Source organism: Pseudomonas sp. GW821-FHT01A09 (assembly GCF_058986725.1).
In genome coordinates this window covers 71384-87067 of sequence record NZ_JBYSWB010000022.1, presented here as the reverse complement: position 1 = coordinate 87067, position 15684 = coordinate 71384, and the positions used below count along the sequence as shown (strand labels likewise).

13 protein-coding genes are annotated in these 15684 nt (G+C 63.4%); all 13 read left to right on the top strand.

Annotation, left to right across the window (positions count from 1 at the left end; translation table 11 throughout):
• Positions 1–72: 72 nt before the first annotated feature.
• The 13 genes from AC3WJP_RS21835 (at position 73) to AC3WJP_RS21775 (ending at position 15625) form a co-directional block, all read left to right on the top strand.
• Positions 73–759 carry a tellurite resistance TerB family protein gene (locus tag AC3WJP_RS21835; RefSeq protein WP_493722922.1) on the top strand — a complete coding sequence of 229 codons (687 nt, stop codon included), beginning with the start codon at positions 73–75 and terminating at the stop codon, positions 757–759.
• A 175-nt stretch (positions 760–934) separates the two neighbouring features.
• A complete protein-coding gene (locus AC3WJP_RS21830) occupies positions 935–2557 on the top strand; it encodes a methyl-accepting chemotaxis protein (protein ID WP_493735692.1) in 1623 nt (540 codons plus the stop codon).
• The gene (locus tag AC3WJP_RS21825; protein ID WP_493722923.1) at positions 2557–3093 is read left to right on the top strand and encodes a chemotaxis protein CheW; all 537 of its coding nucleotides are present in this window, start codon (positions 2557–2559) and stop codon (positions 3091–3093) included. Before AC3WJP_RS21830 ends, AC3WJP_RS21825 begins: the two co-directional genes overlap by 1 nt.
• On the top strand, positions 3090–4403 hold the full coding sequence (locus tag AC3WJP_RS21820; RefSeq protein ID WP_493722924.1) for a CheR family methyltransferase: 1314 nt from the start codon (positions 3090–3092) through the stop codon (positions 4401–4403). The genes AC3WJP_RS21825 and AC3WJP_RS21820 overlap by 4 nt, the downstream gene beginning before the upstream one ends.
• Positions 4400–5083: a chemotaxis protein CheW gene (locus tag AC3WJP_RS21815; protein WP_493722925.1), complete on the top strand. Its 684-nt coding sequence runs from the start codon at positions 4400–4402 to the stop codon at positions 5081–5083. The genes AC3WJP_RS21820 and AC3WJP_RS21815 overlap by 4 nt, the downstream gene beginning before the upstream one ends.
• Entirely contained in the window at positions 5080–7461 is a 2382-nt protein-coding gene (locus AC3WJP_RS21810) for a hybrid sensor histidine kinase/response regulator (RefSeq protein WP_493722926.1), read from the top strand. The genes AC3WJP_RS21815 and AC3WJP_RS21810 overlap by 4 nt, the downstream gene beginning before the upstream one ends.
• Positions 7458–8468 (top strand): chemotaxis response regulator protein-glutamate methylesterase, encoded by a 1011-nt coding sequence (locus tag AC3WJP_RS21805; protein WP_493722927.1) that lies wholly within the window; start codon positions 7458–7460, stop codon positions 8466–8468. Before AC3WJP_RS21810 ends, AC3WJP_RS21805 begins: the two co-directional genes overlap by 4 nt.
• Positions 8469–8519: 51 nt before the next feature.
• A complete protein-coding gene (locus AC3WJP_RS21800) occupies positions 8520–9524 on the top strand; it encodes a diguanylate cyclase (protein WP_493722928.1) in 1005 nt (334 codons plus the stop codon).
• A 209-nt stretch (positions 9525–9733) separates the two neighbouring features.
• Positions 9734–10829, top strand: a protein-coding gene (gene prfB / locus AC3WJP_RS21795) for a peptide chain release factor 2 (protein WP_493722929.1) whose coding sequence is annotated in 2 segments (ribosomal slippage) — positions 9734–9805 and positions 9807–10829 — 1095 coding nt in all. Because the reading frame shifts where the segments join, the coding sequence is not laid out codon by codon here.
• Positions 10830–10919: 90 nt separating this feature from the next.
• The gene (gene lysS / locus AC3WJP_RS21790; protein ID WP_493722930.1) at positions 10920–12422 is read left to right on the top strand and encodes a lysine--tRNA ligase; all 1503 of its coding nucleotides are present in this window, start codon (positions 10920–10922) and stop codon (positions 12420–12422) included.
• A 254-nt stretch (positions 12423–12676) separates the two neighbouring features.
• The gene (locus tag AC3WJP_RS21785; RefSeq protein WP_493722992.1) at positions 12677–13390 is read left to right on the top strand and encodes a TetR/AcrR family transcriptional regulator; all 714 of its coding nucleotides are present in this window, start codon (positions 12677–12679) and stop codon (positions 13388–13390) included.
• Between the two features lie 68 nt (positions 13391–13458).
• Positions 13459–14736 carry a flavohemoglobin expression-modulating QEGLA motif protein gene (locus AC3WJP_RS21780; protein ID WP_493722931.1) on the top strand — a complete coding sequence of 426 codons (1278 nt, stop codon included), beginning with the start codon at positions 13459–13461 and terminating at the stop codon, positions 14734–14736.
• Entirely contained in the window at positions 14708–15625 is a 918-nt protein-coding gene (locus AC3WJP_RS21775) for an alpha/beta hydrolase (protein ID WP_493722932.1), read from the top strand. Before AC3WJP_RS21780 ends, AC3WJP_RS21775 begins: the two co-directional genes overlap by 29 nt.
• Positions 15626–15684: the final 59 nt, after the last annotated feature.

The window sequence follows — 15684 nt, the reverse complement described above, 5'->3', positions numbered from 1 at the left end:
CAGGAGCGTAGTGCCGGCGCTGGTCGTAATCTCCTTCCAATCGTTGCGCCAAACCCTAGTGGAGATTGCCCTATGAACACCCGTGGATTACTCGACCAACTGCTCAAGTCCGGTCAGCAGATGCTGCAAAACAAGACTGCCGGTTCTTCATCTCATAAAGGCTCGGCGGGCCTGGGGGATCTGACCGGCTTACTCTCGGGAGCCGGCGGCGGCGCGCTGGCGGCGGGCGCCATCGGTCTGTTGATGGGCAGCAAGAAGGCGCGCAAGGTCGGTGGCAAGGTCGTCACCTATGGTGGGCTGGCCGCGCTCGGCGTGGTTGCCTACAAGGCGTACAGCAACTGGCAGGCCAATCAGCCCGGGCAAGCCGCCACTGCGCCGCAGACCATCGATCAGGTTTCGGCACCCGAGGCCGAAGTGCACAGTCAGGCGATTCTCAAGGCGCTGGTGGCCGCTGCCAAGGCCGACGGCCACGTCGATGAACGTGAGCGCGCACTGATCGAGGGTGAGTTCGTCAAACTCGATGGCGATCAAGAGTTCCAGCGGTGGCTGCATCTGGAATTGAACAAGCCGCTGGACCCCATCGAAGTCGCCCGCGCGGCACAAACACCGGAAATGGCCGCAGAGATGTATCTGGCCAGTGTGATGATGGTCGACGAAGAGCACTTCATGGAAAAAGCCTATCTGGACGAGCTCGCACGTCAACTCAAGCTCGATCCGGCGCTGCGCCAGGAGCTCGAGGCGCAAGTGCGTCAGCTGTAAGCGGCTGAAGGCAGGTCCCGACAACCGACGAAAAAACCCTTCCAGTGGTGGCACTTTGGTGCGAAATGCCACTGGTAATGCCCCTGCAGATGGCGGAAAGTACACATATGGTTGCAATATGCAGGGCTGTGCTCTGCCGTTTTCGCTGGCAGGCGAATGTATTCGAGGGGTAATCGTGAAGAACTGGACCTTGCGCCATCGTATTTTGGCGAGTTTTGCCGTCATCATCGCCATCATGTTGTTGATGATCGTTGCCTCCTACACCCGTCTGCAGAAGATCGAAGACAGCTCCGACGACGTGCGCACCGACAGCATGCCCGGGGTCTACTACAGCTCGATGATTCGCAGCGCCTTCGTCGACAGCTACGTCTACACCCAGCAGTTGATCGGGCTGAGCAGCCAGCGTGAGCTGATCACCGCCGACGAGGAGCAGTACAGGGGGTTCGACGCTCGCCTCGATCAGCAGATCGCCAAATACGAAAGCACTATCCACGATGAGGGCGATCGGAACGCGTTCAACGAGTTCAAGCGCCTTAATGGCATCTACCACGAAACCCTCGGGCGGACCCTCGAAGCCTATCGGCAGAAGCACTTCATGGAGGCCCAGGACCTGGCCCAGACCGACCTCGCGCCTGCCTGGGCCGCGGGTCGCAAGGCGCTGAACACCGTCATCGAACTCAACAGCGCCGCTGCCGATGCCGCCACCAAGCAGATCGCCAGCGCCGTGACTTCGGCCAAGATCACCATGGGCGTTGCCCTGCTGGTCGCGGTGATCGCCGCAGGCATCTGCGGGCTGCTGCTGATGCGCACCATCATGGCGCCGATGGAGAAGCTCCTGCGTATACTCGAAGTCATGCGTACCGGCGACCTGAGCACGCGCCTGCAGCTGGATCGCAAGGACGAGTTCGGTGATCTGGAAGTCGGCTTCAACGACATGATGACCAACCTCACGTCCCTGGTCTCGCAGGCGCAGCGCTCTTCGGTGCAGGTGACCACCTCGGTCACGGAGATCGCCGCGACCTCCAAGCAGCAGCAGGCCACCGCCACCGAGACGGCTGCCACCACCACCGAAATCGGCGCCACCTCGCGGGAAATCGCCGCGACCTCCCGCGACCTGGTGCGCACCATGACCGAGGTCACCTCGGCGGCCGATCAGGCCTCGCTGCTGGCCGGCTCCGGTCAGCAAGGCCTGGCGCGCATGGAAGAGACCATGCATCAGGTGATGGGCGCCGCCGAGCTGGTCAACAACAAGCTCGCCGTGCTCAACGAAAAGGCCGGCAACATCAATCAGGTGGTGGTCACCATCGTCAAGGTCGCCGACCAGACCAACCTGCTGTCGCTCAACGCTGCCATCGAGGCCGAAAAGGCCGGAGAATACGGCCGAGGTTTCGCCGTGGTAGCGACCGAGGTACGGCGCCTGGCCGACCAGACGGCGGTGGCCACCTACGACATCGAACAGATGGTCCGCGAGATCCAGTCCGCCGTTTCGGCAGGGGTGATGGGCATGGACAAGTTTTCCGAAGAAGTGCGCCGCGGCATGTTCGAGGTCACCCAGGTGGGCGATCAATTGAACCAGATCATTCAGCAGGTCCAGGCGCTGGCGCCACGGGTGCTGATGGTCAACGAGGGCATGCAGGCCCAGGCCACCGGTGCCGAGCAGATCAACCACGCGCTGGCGCAGTTGAGCGATGCCAGCAGCCAGACCGTCGAATCTCTGCGCCAGGCCAGTTTCGCTATCGACGAGCTCAGCCAGGTCGCGACCGGATTGCGCGGTGGCGTGTCGCGATTCAAAGTCTGATGACCCAGGTGTCTACGTCGGTTCGCGCTGCGGCGCGTGCCACCAGCAAGCTGTTTCTGGTCTTTCAGGTAGGCGGGCAACGTTTCGCCCTGGCGGCGGTGGAGGTAGCGCAAATCCTGCCGCTGCTGCCGCTCAAGCCAATTCCGCGCGCGCCCGCCTGGGTGGCAGGGATCTTCGCCCATCGCGGCCAGGTAGTGCCGGTCATCGATATCGGCGCCTTGACCTTCGATCGGCCAGCGATACCACGCACCAGCACGCGGCTGGTGCTGGTGAACTACCGGGCGCAGCCCCAGCAGCCTGATGCCTTGCTCGGGCTGATTCTGGAGCAGGCCACCGATACCCTGCGTTGCGACCCGGCCGAGTTTCAGCCCTATGGCCTGGACAATCCTGCGGCGCCTTATCTGGGGCCGGTTCGCGAAGATGCCCTGGGGTTGCTGCAGTGGGTCAGGGTTCAGGATCTGCTCGACGATCAGGCGCGGGCCATGCTGTACGCGCCGAGCCTGGCCGCCAGTCTGGGCGAGGAGGAGCCTCGATGAATGGCGATCAGCGTTTTTTCAAGTACCTGTTCGAGCATATCGGCCTGGATGTCGCCTCGGTGGGCCCGGCCATGATCGAGCGCGCCGTGCAACAACGCTGCGAACACTCCGGCAGCGCCGACCTCGATGCCTATTGGGATCTGCTGCAGCATTCGGCCGGCGAGCAGCAGGCGCTGATCGAAGCGGTAATCGTCCCGGAAACCTGGTTTTTTCGTTATCCCGAATCCTTCACGGCCTTGGCCAGTCTGGCCAAGAAGCGCCTGTTCGAGCTCGAGTCGTCGCGTCCGCTGCGATTTCTCAGCTTGCCCTGCTCCACGGGCGAGGAGCCTTACTCCATTGCCATGAGCCTGCTCGATGCCGGAATCCGCCCGCAGCAGTTCAGAGTCGACGGCATCGACGTCAGCCCGGCATCGGTGGCCCGCGCCCAGCGTGGGCGCTATGGGCGAAACTCCTTTCGTGGCGCCGACCTGAGCTATCGTGACCGGCATTTCACTGCTGCGGGCGAGGGCTATGCGCTTGATGAGCAGGTATCCGGACAGGTACGCCTGCAGTCCGGCAACGTGCTCGACCCCAAACTGCTCGCGGGCGAAGCGCCTTATGACTTTGTGTTTTGCCGCAATCTGTTGATCTATTTCGACGTCCCCACCCAGCAAAGGGTGTTTGAAGTCCTGAAGAAACTGACCCGCGAAGACGGCGCATTATTCATCGGGCCAGCCGAGGGCAGCTTGCTGGCGCGCATGGGCATGCGCCCGATCGGCATTCCCCAGTCTTTCGCGTTCGTGCGCGACAGTCAGGTGACACCGCCGCCTACGCCGATACCCGTGCCTGCGCCAGTGACCGCCGCCAGCCGATCGCCAGCGCCACTTCCTGTGCGCCTGCCGGCAGAACTCAAGCCGCGCCCGGCACCCACGCGGCCTTCGCGCGACAGCGGCCAACCCGCCCGACTGGCGGCCCGGCCCGCCCTGAGCGCACGGGACAGCGATGCGGCGGCCTTGCTGGCGCGCATCGCTACCCTGGCCAACGAAGGCAATACCGCCCAGGCCCGAGAAACCTGCCAGCAATACCTGCGCGAGCATGCACCCAGTGCCCAGGTGTTCTACTGGCTTGGCCTGCTCAGCGATGTCGCCGGCAATGCCATGGAAGCTCAGGGTTTCTATCGCAAGGCACTGTATCTGGAGCCGCAGCACCCCGAAGCGCTGGCGCACCTGGCCATGCTGCTGGCTGCGCAAGGCGACGTCGTGGGGGCGCGGCGCTTGCAGGAGCGGGCCGCGCGCAGTGAGCAGGCCGTACGTGGCGAGCGTAAATCATGACCAATCACCATGGACTGGATGCCATCGTCGACGAGCAGGTCATCGACGATTGCTGGAACCGCATCGGCGTACGGGGCGACAAGTCCTGCCCGTTGCTGGTCGAACATATTCATTGTCGCAACTGCTCGGTCTACGCTGCGGCAGCGGTGCGCCTGCTGGACCGCTACAGCCTCGGCCAGCAGGAAGTGGCGGCGCTGCAGTACAGCGAACTGCGCGGCAAGGTCGAGAGCCGCTCGCTGCTGGTCTTCCGGCTGGCCGACGAGTGGCTGGCCCTGGCCACCCGCTGCCTGGTCGAGGTGGCGCCGATGCAGCCCGTGCACTCCTTGCCGCATCAGCGTTCGCGCGCGTTGCTCGGCGTCGCCAACGTGCGCGGCGCGCTGGTTGCCTGTCTGTCGCTGGGCGAACTGCTCGGCGTCGATCCCGACACCGTGGTCGCCAGCACGGCCCGTATCACCCCGCGCATGTTGATTCTGGCGGCGGAAAACGGCTCGGTGGTGGTGCCGGTGGATGAAGTCGACGCTATCCATCGCATCGACCTGGCGCAAATTGAAGCCGGTGAGTCGCCCAGCGTCGTCGCTGGCGCGCGTTTCACCCGGGCGGTCATGCAATTCAAGGGACGCAGCTTGCGAATACTGGATGACGAACTGCTGATGTCGGCCGTGACCCGGAGCCTGACATGACCCCCGATCAAATGCGCGACGCCTCGCTGCTCGAACTCTTCAGCCTTGAAGCCGAAGCCCAGACGCAGGTGCTCAGCACCGGCCTGCTGGAACTGGAGCGCAACCCGACCCAGGCCGACCAGCTGGAAGCCTGCATGCGTGCGGCGCATTCGCTCAAGGGCGCGGCGCGAATCGTGGGTGTCGATGCCGGGGTCAGCGTCGCCCATGTCATGGAGGACTGCCTGGTCAGCGCCCAGGAAGGGCGCCTGCGCTTGCAGCCCGAACACATCGACGCCCTGCTGCAGGGCACCGATCTGCTGATGCGCATCGCCACGCCGGGAGACAGCTCCAGCGGGCCTGAGGTGGTCGCGGCCTATCTGGCGCGGCTGGCCCAGGTGCTGGATCCGTCGGCGACGCCCTTGCCCTCGGCGCCCGCATCGAATGCGGCGGATGATGGGGCAGCGCTGTCGGCGGCGGCCCACGCTCTGCTGGCATCGGCATCGGCATCGGCATCGGCATCGGTTTCAGCGGAGCTTGACGACAGCGCCAGCGGCGAATCGAGCCTTGAACCGCAGGAATCCATCGAGTCAGGCAGCCTGGCCACTCAGGCAGCCGCGCCGGCACTCAGGGGCAAGCGTGCCACCGAGGGCGGCGAGCGCGTACTGCGGGTGACCGCCGAGCGTCTCAACAGCCTGCTCGATCTGTCGAGCAAGGCGCTGGTCGAGACCCAGCGGCTCAAGCCCTACCTGGCCACGATGCAACGTTTGAAAAGAATGCAAAGCCAGAGCCTGCGCGCGCTGGACAGCCTCATGGAACAAATCGACGGCACTTCGCCGAGCCCGGAGATCCGCGAGGCGCTGGCGCAGGTGCAAGGCTTGCTGGGCGAAACCCAGCAGATGCTGTTGCAGCAGACCGCCGAGCTCGACGAGTTCGGCTGGCATGCGGGGCAGCGCGCGCAGTTGCTGTATGACACCGCCCTGGCGTGTCGCATGCGGCCTTTCGCCGACGTGCTCACCGGCCAGGCGCGCATGGTCCGCGACCTTGGCCGCTCGCTAGGCAAGCAGGTACGCCTGGAGATCGAGGGCGAGAAGACTCAAGTCGATCGCGATGTGCTGGAAAAACTCGAAGCGCCCTTGACCCACCTGCTGCGCAACGCGGTCGACCACGGTATCGAAAGCCCCGAGCAGCGTTTGCTCGCCGGCAAGCCCGCCGAAGGAGTGGTACGCCTGCGCGCTTCCCATCAGGCCGGGCTGCTGGTGCTCGAGCTCAGTGACGACGGCGCCGGCGTCGATCTCGATCGCCTGCGTACCAGCATCGTCGCCCGCCAGCTGTCGCCCGCGCATACCGCCGAGCAGATGAGCGAGGAGGAGCTGCTGTCGTTTCTGTTCCTGCCCGGTTTCAGCATGCGCGACAAGGTCACCGAAGTCTCCGGGCGCGGTGTCGGCCTGGATGCGGTGCAGCACGGTATTCGCCAACTGCGCGGCGCTATCGAATTGCATCAGAGCGTCGGCGCCGGCAGCCGCTTTCAGCTCGAAGTACCGCTCACGCTGTCGGTAGTGCGCAGCCTGGTAGTCGAAGTCGGGGCCGAGGCCTATGCCTTTCCTCTGGCCCACATCGAACACACCCTCGACCTGCCCACCGAGCAGATCGTCCAGCTCGAAGGGCGTCAGCACTTCTGGTACGAAGGCCGCCATATCGGCCTGGTAGCGGCGACCCAATTGTTGCAACGCCCCGCCGCGCAGATCACTCAGGACAACCTCAAGGTCGTGGTCATCCGCGAGCGCGATGCCATCTACGGTGTGGCGGTGGAGCGCTTCATTGGCGAGCGCACGCTGGTGGTGATGCCGCTGGATGTGCGCCTGGGCAAGATCCAGGATATTTCCGCGGGTGCCTTGCTCGATGACGGTTCAGTGGTGCTGATCGTCGATGTCGAGGACATGGTGCGCTCGGTGGAAAAACTGCTGACCACCGGTCGCCTCGAACGCATCGACCGGCGTCAGAATCCTGCGCTCGAGCAGGTCCGCAAACGGGTGCTGGTGGTCGACGATTCGCTCACCGTGCGCGAGCTGCAACGCAAGCTGTTGACCCACCGCGGCTACGAAGTGGCAGTCGCGGTGGACGGCATGGACGGCTGGAACGCGCTGCGCAGCGAGGATTTCGATTTGCTCATCACCGACATCGACATGCCGCGCATGGACGGCATCGAGCTGGTGACCCTGCTGCGTCGCGACAGCCGATTGCAGTCGCTGCCGGTCATGGTGGTGTCCTACAAGGACCGCGAGGAAGATCGGCGCCGTGGACTGGACGCCGGGGCCGACTATTATCTGGCCAAGGCCAGCTTCCATGATGACGCGTTGCTCGACGCGGTGGTGGAGCTGATTGGGGGAGCACAGGGATGAAGATCGCTATCGTCAACGATATGCCCATGGCCGTCGAGGCGCTGCGCAGAGCGCTCGCGTTCGAGCCTGCGCATCAGGTGGTCTGGGTGGCGACCAATGGCCAGGAAGCGGTGCAGCAATGCGCCGAGCTGACCCCCGACCTGATTCTCATGGACTTGATCATGCCGGTGATGGATGGCGTCGAAGCCACTCGTCAGATCATGGCCAAGACCCCCTGCGCCATCGTCATCGTCACGGTCGATCGCCAGCAGAACGTTCACCGCGTGTTCGAGGCCATGGGCCATGGCGCTTTGGATGTGGTCGATACCCCTGCCATCGGCGGTGCCGATCCGCAAGCGGCAGCGGCGCCGCTGTTGCGCAAGATCCTCAATATCGGCTGGCTGATCGGCCAGCGCGGGCGCGTCGAGAAGACCATCGAAGCGCCTTTGCGCCAAGCGTCGCAACGCCAGGGCCTGGTGGCGATCGGCTCGTCGGCGGGCGGCCCGGCGGCGCTGGAAATCCTCCTGAGGGCACTGCCGGAAAATTTTCCGGCGGCCATCGTCCTGGTCCAGCACGTCGATCAAGTGTTCGCGGCCGGCATGGCCGACTGGCTGGGCAGCGAGTCGCGCCTGCCGGTGCGCCTGGCGCGCGAGGGCGAGCCACCGCAACCGGGCACGGTCCTGCTGGCCGGCACCAATCACCATATTCGCTTACAGAAAAACGGAACTTTGGCCTACACTGCCGAGCCGGTGAACGAAATTTATCGTCCTTCTATCGATGTTTTCTTTGAAAGTGTGGCACGCTTCTGGAATGGCGATACGGTGGGGGTACTGTTGACGGGTATGGGGCGCGACGGCGCTCAAGGTCTGAAAATGATGCGTCAGCAGGGCTGGCTGACCATCGCGCAGGATCAGCAAAGCAGTGCCGTTTACGGCATGCCCAAGGCGGCGGCGGCGATTGATGCGGCTGTCGAGATTCTTTCCCTGGAGCGGATCGCGCCACGACTTACGGATATTTTTTTTCGATGATTAAACGTCTCCCGCCTCGCCGGCATGAAGGCAGTTACCAGGTGAAAGCGCATGATTGATCTGCAGATCGAAGATTTCAAATCGGCCGACGAAAACAAAGCCATGGTGCTGCTGGTCGACGATCAGGCCATGATCGGCGAGGCCATCCGCCGCAGCCTGGCCAATGAAGCCAACATCGACTTCCATTTTTGCGCCGACCCGCGTGAAGCCATTGCCCAGGCAGTGCGCATCAAGCCGACGGTGATTCTTCAGGACCTGATCATGCCGGGCCTCGACGGCCTGACACTGGTGCGCGACTACCGCAATCACCCCTCGACCCAGGACATCCCGATCATCGTGCTGTCGACCAAGGAGGACGCGCTGATCAAAAGTGCGGCCTTCGCGGCAGGCGCCAACGATTATCTGGTCAAGCTGCCGGACACCATCGAGTTGGTGGCGCGTATCCGCTATCACTCGCGTTCCTATCTGACCTTGCTGCAACGTGATGAAGCCTACCGTGCGTTGCGCGTCAGCCAGCAGCAGTTGCTCGATACCAATCTGGTGCTGCAGCGGCTGATGAACTCGGACGGCCTGACCGGGCTGTCCAACCGCCGGCATTTCGATGAATACCTGGAGCTGGAATGGCGCCGCGCGATGCGCGATCAGACGCAGCTCTCGTTGTTGATGATCGATGTCGACTTCTTCAAGTCATATAACGACAATTTCGGTCACCTCGAGGGCGATGAGGCCCTGCGCAAGGTCGCCGATGCCATCCGCGAGGCGTCCAGCCGCTCCAGCGATCTGCCGGCTCGTTACGGTGGCGAAGAGTTCGCCCTGGTATTGCCCAACACATCCCCAGGTGGCGCACGGCTGGTGGCGGAAAAACTGCGCCAGACCATCGCCGGGCTGAAGATCGCGCACAATGCGCCGGTCGAGGATTCGTTCCTCACGGTCAGCATCGGCCTGTCGACCATGACCCCGGCGCAGAGCAGCAGTTGCCGGTTGTTGATCTCGGCAGCGGACAAGGGCCTGTACCTGGCCAAGCACAACGGGCGCAATCAGGTCGGGATCGAATAGCCCTTGGCGCTGACGGCCGCGGTAGCGAGGGGGCTTGCCCCCGATCTGGCCTGTCAGACGCCCCAACGGCGCTGATACTGTTTTTCGGCGGCAAGCCCCCTCGCTACGGGGTTGTTCAAACAGCTAATACTGCCCGGCGGGCTGCCCTAAAGCCCGGAGTGCGTTATACTCTCCGGCTTTTGAAACGCTACGCACGAGTGCTGCCCGCCATGGAAATCAACCCGATCCTTAACAGCATCAAGGACCTGTCCGAGCGCTCCGAAACCATTCGGGGGTATCTTTGACTACGATCAAAAGCATGAGCGTCTGACCGAAGTCAATCGCGAGCTTGAAGATCCGAGTGTCTGGAACAACCCTGCCTATGCCCAGGAACTGGGGCGCGAACGCTCCTTGCTGGCGCAGATCGTAGAAACCCTCGATGAGATGCACTCAGGCCTGGCCGACGCCAAGGACCTGCTGCAGATGGCTGCCGAGGAAGAAGACGAAAGCGCCGTCGCCGACGTCAGTGAAGAAGTCGAGCGCCTGCGCGAGTCCCTGGAAAAACTCGAATTCCGTCGCATGTTCAGCGGCGAAATGGACGCCAACAACGCCTACCTGGACATCCAGGCCGGCTCCGGCGGTACCGAGGCGCAAGACTGGGCCAACATCCTGTTGCGCATGTACCTGCGCTGGGCCGACAAACGCGGCTTCGACACCACCATCATGGAGCTATCGGCCGGTGAGGTCGCCGGTATCAAGGGCGCCACCCTGCATATCAAGGGCGAATACGCCTTTGGCTGGCTGCGCACCGAGATCGGCGTGCACCGCCTGGTACGCAAGAGTCCGTTCGACTCCGGCAACCGTCGCCATACCTCGTTCTCGGCCGTGTTCGTGTCGCCAGAAATCGATGACAACATCGAAATCGACATCAACCCCTCGGACCTGCGCATCGACACCTACCGCTCCTCGGGCGCCGGTGGTCAGCACGTCAACACCACCGACTCGGCGGTACGTATCACTCACGTGCCGACCAATACCGTGGTCAGTTGCCAGAACGAACGCTCCCAGCATGCCAACAAGGACACCGCCATGAAAATGCTGCGGGCGCGCCTTTACGAGCAGGAAGTGCAAAAACGCAATGCCGCTTCCCAGGCCATGGAAGACAGCAAGTCGGACATCGGCTGGGGGCATCAGATTCGTTCGTACGTGCTGGACGCGTCGCGCATCAAGGATCTGCGTACCAGTATCGAGCGCAGTGACTGCGACAAGGTGCTCGATGGCGACATCGACGAGTACCTCATCGCCAGCCTCAAGCAAGGGCTGTAACACCGGCTCCCGCGCGAGCGGGGGCATGGCTGGCCCGCGATCCCTGCCGCAAGGCAGGGGCAACAACCCCGTGATGGAAAATCTAAAGACATGAGCGACCAACAACTCGACCCGCAAGCCCTGCAACAGGAAGAAAACTCCCTGATCGCCCTGCGCAAGGAAAAGCTTGCTGCCGAGCGCGCCAAGGGCCAGGCCTTCCCCAACGACTTCCGCCGTGACAGCTATGCAGCCGACCTGCAGAAGCAGTACGTCGACAAGACCAAGGAAGAACTGGAAGCAGCGGCCATCCCGGTCAAGGTGGCGGGTCGTATCATGCTCAACCGTGGCTCGTTCATGGTGATCCAGGACATGACCGGTCGCATCCAGGTCTACGTCAATCGCAAGACCCTGCCCGAAGAGACCCTGGCGTCGGTCAAGACCTGGGACATGGGCGACATCATCGCCGCCGAAGGCACCCTGGCGCGTTCTGGCAAGGGCGACCTGTACGTCGAAATGACCACCGTGCGCCTGCTGACCAAGTCGTTGCGGCCGCTGCCCGACAAGCACCACGGGCTGTCCGATACCGAGCAACGCTATCGCCAGCGCTACGTCGACCTGATCGTCAACGAAGACGTGCGCCAGACCTTCCGCGTGCGTTCGCAGGTCATCGCCCACATCCGCAGCTTCCTGAGCCAGCGCGACTTCCTCGAAGTCGAGACGCCGATGCTGCAGACCATCCCTGGCGGCGCCGCCGCCAAGCCGTTCGAAACCCACCACAACGCGCTGGACATGCCGATGTTCCTGCGCATCGCCCCCGAGCTGTACCTCAAGCGGCTGGTGGTCGGTGGTTTCGAGAAGGTCTTCGAGATCAACCGCAACTTCCGTAACGAAGGTGTTTCGACCCGGCACAACCCCGAGTTCACCATGCTCGAGTTCTACCAGGCTCACGCCGACTACGAAGACAACATGGACCTCACCGAAGAGCTGTTCCGGGAACTGGCGCAGCTGGTGCTGGGCAGCACCGACGTGCCGTACGGCGACAAGGTGTTCCACTTCGGCGAGCCGTTCGTGCGTCTGTCGGTGTTCGACTCGATCCTCAAGTACAACCCCGAGCTGAGCGCCGATGATCTCACCGACATCGACAAGGCCCGTGCCATCGCCAAGAAGGCCGGCGCCAAGGTGCTCGGCTTCGAAGGCCTGGGCAAGCTGCAGGTGATGATTTTCGAAGAGCTGGTCGAGCACAAGCTGGAGCAGCCGCACTTCATCACTCAGTACCCGTTCGAAGTGTCGCCGCTGGCCCGTCGCAACGATGACAACCCCAATGTCACCGATCGCTTCGAGCTGTTCATCGGTGGCCGCGAGATCGCCAACGCCTACTCCGAGTTGAACGATGCCGAGGACCAGGCCGAGCGCTTCATGGCCCAGGTGGCGGACAAGGACGCAGGCGACGACGAAGCCATGCACTACGACGCCGACTTCGTCCGCGCCCTGGAGTACGGCATGCCGCCAACGGCGGGTGAAGGCATCGGTATCGATCGCCTGGTGATGTTGCTGACCAACTCGCCGTCGATCCGCGATGTGATCCTGTTCCCGCACATGCGCCCGCAAGCCTGATGCCGTGAATGAAAACGCCGCCTCGCAAGGGCGGCTTTTTTGTGCAACACACACCGGCCTCTTCGCGGGCAAGCCCGGCTCCTACGGGGGTACGACGCTGCATCGGCTTGCATTGTGGGAGCAAGTCTTGCCCTAGAAAGGGCCCTTGCTCTCACCGGCGGACGACGCTGCAGTTGTGGGAGCAAGGCTTGCCTGCGAAGGGGCCGGTACTGACACCGTAGAAATCCATTACACACAAGGAAAGTCTGTAAGTGATCCCCGCAACGACACCACAGGGCGCAGCCGGCCTGGCCACCGACGTGGCAAACAGCGTTCGTTATCAGGGCCGCAAGGCCAGCCGCCAAGGCAGTGAACAGCGCCGCCAGGACATTCTCGATGCCGCCATGCGCATCGTTGTGCGCGATGGCGTTCGCGGCGTGCGCCACCGCGCCGTGGCCGCTGAGGCCAACGTGCCGCTGTCGGCGACCACCTATTACTTCAACGACATCGAAGACCTGCTCACCGACACCTTCGCCCAGTACGTAGAGCGCAGCGCCGCCTATCTGGCCCGCTTGTGGACCGACAACGAAGAGCTGTTGCGGCAGATGGCGGCCCGTGGCGAGCGCAGCGCCGAGGCTCGTTCGCGCCTGGCCGACGACATTGCCCGGACCACTGCCGACTATGTCCAGCACCAGTTGCGCACCCGCCGCGACTACCTGATGGCCGAACAGGCGTTTCGTCAGGAAGCCTTGCTGTCGGCGCGGCTGGCCGAGCTGGTGCGTGCGCATCAGGGAATCCTGCTGCAGGGCGCCTGCCAGTTGCTGCAAGTGCTGGGCGCCCGCGAGCCGCAAGAAGACGCCAAGGTGTTGACGGCGCTCATCGGTCGGATGGAGTATCAAGGCCTGCTGAACCCAGGTAACAGCGCCACGGACGCCGAGATGCTCGGTATCCTGACGCGCTATATGCATCGGGTCCTGGCCGCCGCCTGATCCGGCCGGCACCCACAGCAACACCGCCGCCCGAGCAGCGGACGGCTTCACCAGCGAGGGAAGGGGTTTTGGACGAGTACCAGCAGACCATACGCACGCTGTCCGACCGCATCGTCGCCGCGCAGACACCCATTCGGGTACTCGACGCCGTCAAGTGGGACGACAGCATCAAGCAGGCATTCCTCAAGGCCAAAGGCAAAGCCCTGCCAGAGGTTGACCGTGCCTGGTATCAGAATCGTCCGCTGGCGTTCGACTCCAGCGCGGTGAAGCTGGAATTCCAGAACATCGAGCGAGACATCACTCGGCGCCTGGGCCAGTTCAGCCCGGTCGGGCAGATCATGCGGCGCATGTGCAAGGAATACCGCATGGTGGTGCGCATGCTCGAAGCACGCGGTACCGAAGACTTCGGTCTGATCTCTCAGGAGCTCTACGGCGCGGCATCGGATGCCTTCCACGCTGGCGATCCGACCCTGGCCGACCTTGGCCTGATGCTCTCAGACTACCTCAACAACATCGCCGGGCGTGGCGACCTCAAGGATGAAGCCAAGACCTTGACCGCCAAGGACGCCGTGGCGCTGCTGCAAACCCGCCTCAACCGCGTGTTCGGCGAGGCCGAAAGCACCATCCGCGTGTTCGAGTCCGACGGTATCGTCGCCGACGCCGCTGCCGGCGCCGATTACATCAAGGTGCGCAGCGACGCCCTGTTCAACGAACGTGACGTGCGCGCCCTGGAAGTGCACGAGGGCCTGGTGCATGTCGGCACCACCCTCAACGGGCAGAATCAGCCCATCTGCACCTTCCTGTCCAAGGGCCCGCCCTCGTCGACGGTGACCCAGGAAGGCCTGGCCATCCTTATGGAAATCATCACCTTCGCCTCCTATCCGTCGCGGCTGCGCAAGCTGACCAACCGTACGCGGGCGATCCACATGGTCGAGGAGGGGGCGGATTTTCTCCAGGTGTTCGAGTTCTTCCGCGAGCAGGGTTTCGAGATGGCTGAGAGCTACGGCAACGCCAGCCGGGTGTTCCGCGGTTCGACGCCGACCGGCCTGCCGTTCACCAAGGACCTGTCGTATCTCAAGGGCTTCATCATGGTCTACAACTACATCCAGCTGGCCGTGCGCAAAGGCAAGCTGGAGCAGGTGCCGCTGCTGTTCTGCGGCAAGACCACCCTCGAGGACATGCGCACCCTGCGCCAGTTGGTGGACGAAGGCCTGGTGGTGCCGCCCAAGTACCTGCCCGATCAGTTTCGCGACATGAACGCGCTGTCGGCCTGGATGTGCTTTTCCAACTTCCTCAATCACTTGAGCCTGGATCGTATTGAAGCGGATTACTCGAACATTCTCTGATGTTGCGCGCCTCGGCCTGCTGATCGTGCTGCTCGGCCTCGCGGGTTGCAGTCAACTGCTGTTCTATCCCGAGCGGGGCCAGCCGTTCACGCCTGCCGTCGCTCACCTGCAATACCGGGATCTGACGCTGCAAGCCAAGGACGGCACGCGCCTCAACGCCTGGTGGTTGCCGGCCAAGGCCGGGGTGGCGGTCAAGGGCACGGTGCTGTTCCTGCACGGCAACGGCGGCAATATGGCCACGCAGCTCGGTGGCAGTTGGTGGCTACCGGAGCAGGGCTATCAGGTGTTGATGATCGACTACCGCGGCTATGGCCTCTCGACCGGCAAGCCCAGGTTGCCAGCGGTGTACGAGGATATCGACGCGGCGCTGGGCTGGCTCGATCAGGCGCCCGAGGCGCAGAGCGTGCCACGCGTGTTGCTGGCCCAGAGCCTCGGTGGTGCCATGGCCATTCACTATCTGGGCGAGCATCCCGAGCGTTTGCGCACCTTCAAGGCGCTGGTGTTCGACGGGGTACCGGCCAGTTACCGGGACATCGGCCAATACGCGTTGAGTGAGTCGTGGCTGACCTGGCCATTGCAGGTGCCGTTGTCCTGGTTGGTGCCCGACGGCGACAGCGCGATACGCTCGGTGATGCGTCTCAAGGGCGTGCCGCAGCTGTACTTTCACAGCGTCGACGACACGGTGGTGCCGGTGCGCAACGCTATCGCCCTGTACCGCATTGCACCGCCGCCGCGGGTGCTGCAATTGACCCGCGGGCCCCACGTGCAGACTTTCGCCGATCCGACCTGGCGCACGGTGATGTTGAGTTTTCTGGACGATCCGCACCGTTTCAGCGGCCTGCGCCGCCTGGCGCAAATTCCTGACGATGGCGGGAGCAGCGGCCACTGAGCGCGGCGGCTGCACAAGCGAAGAAAGGCCGCACATCAACGATGTGCGGCCGGGTTACA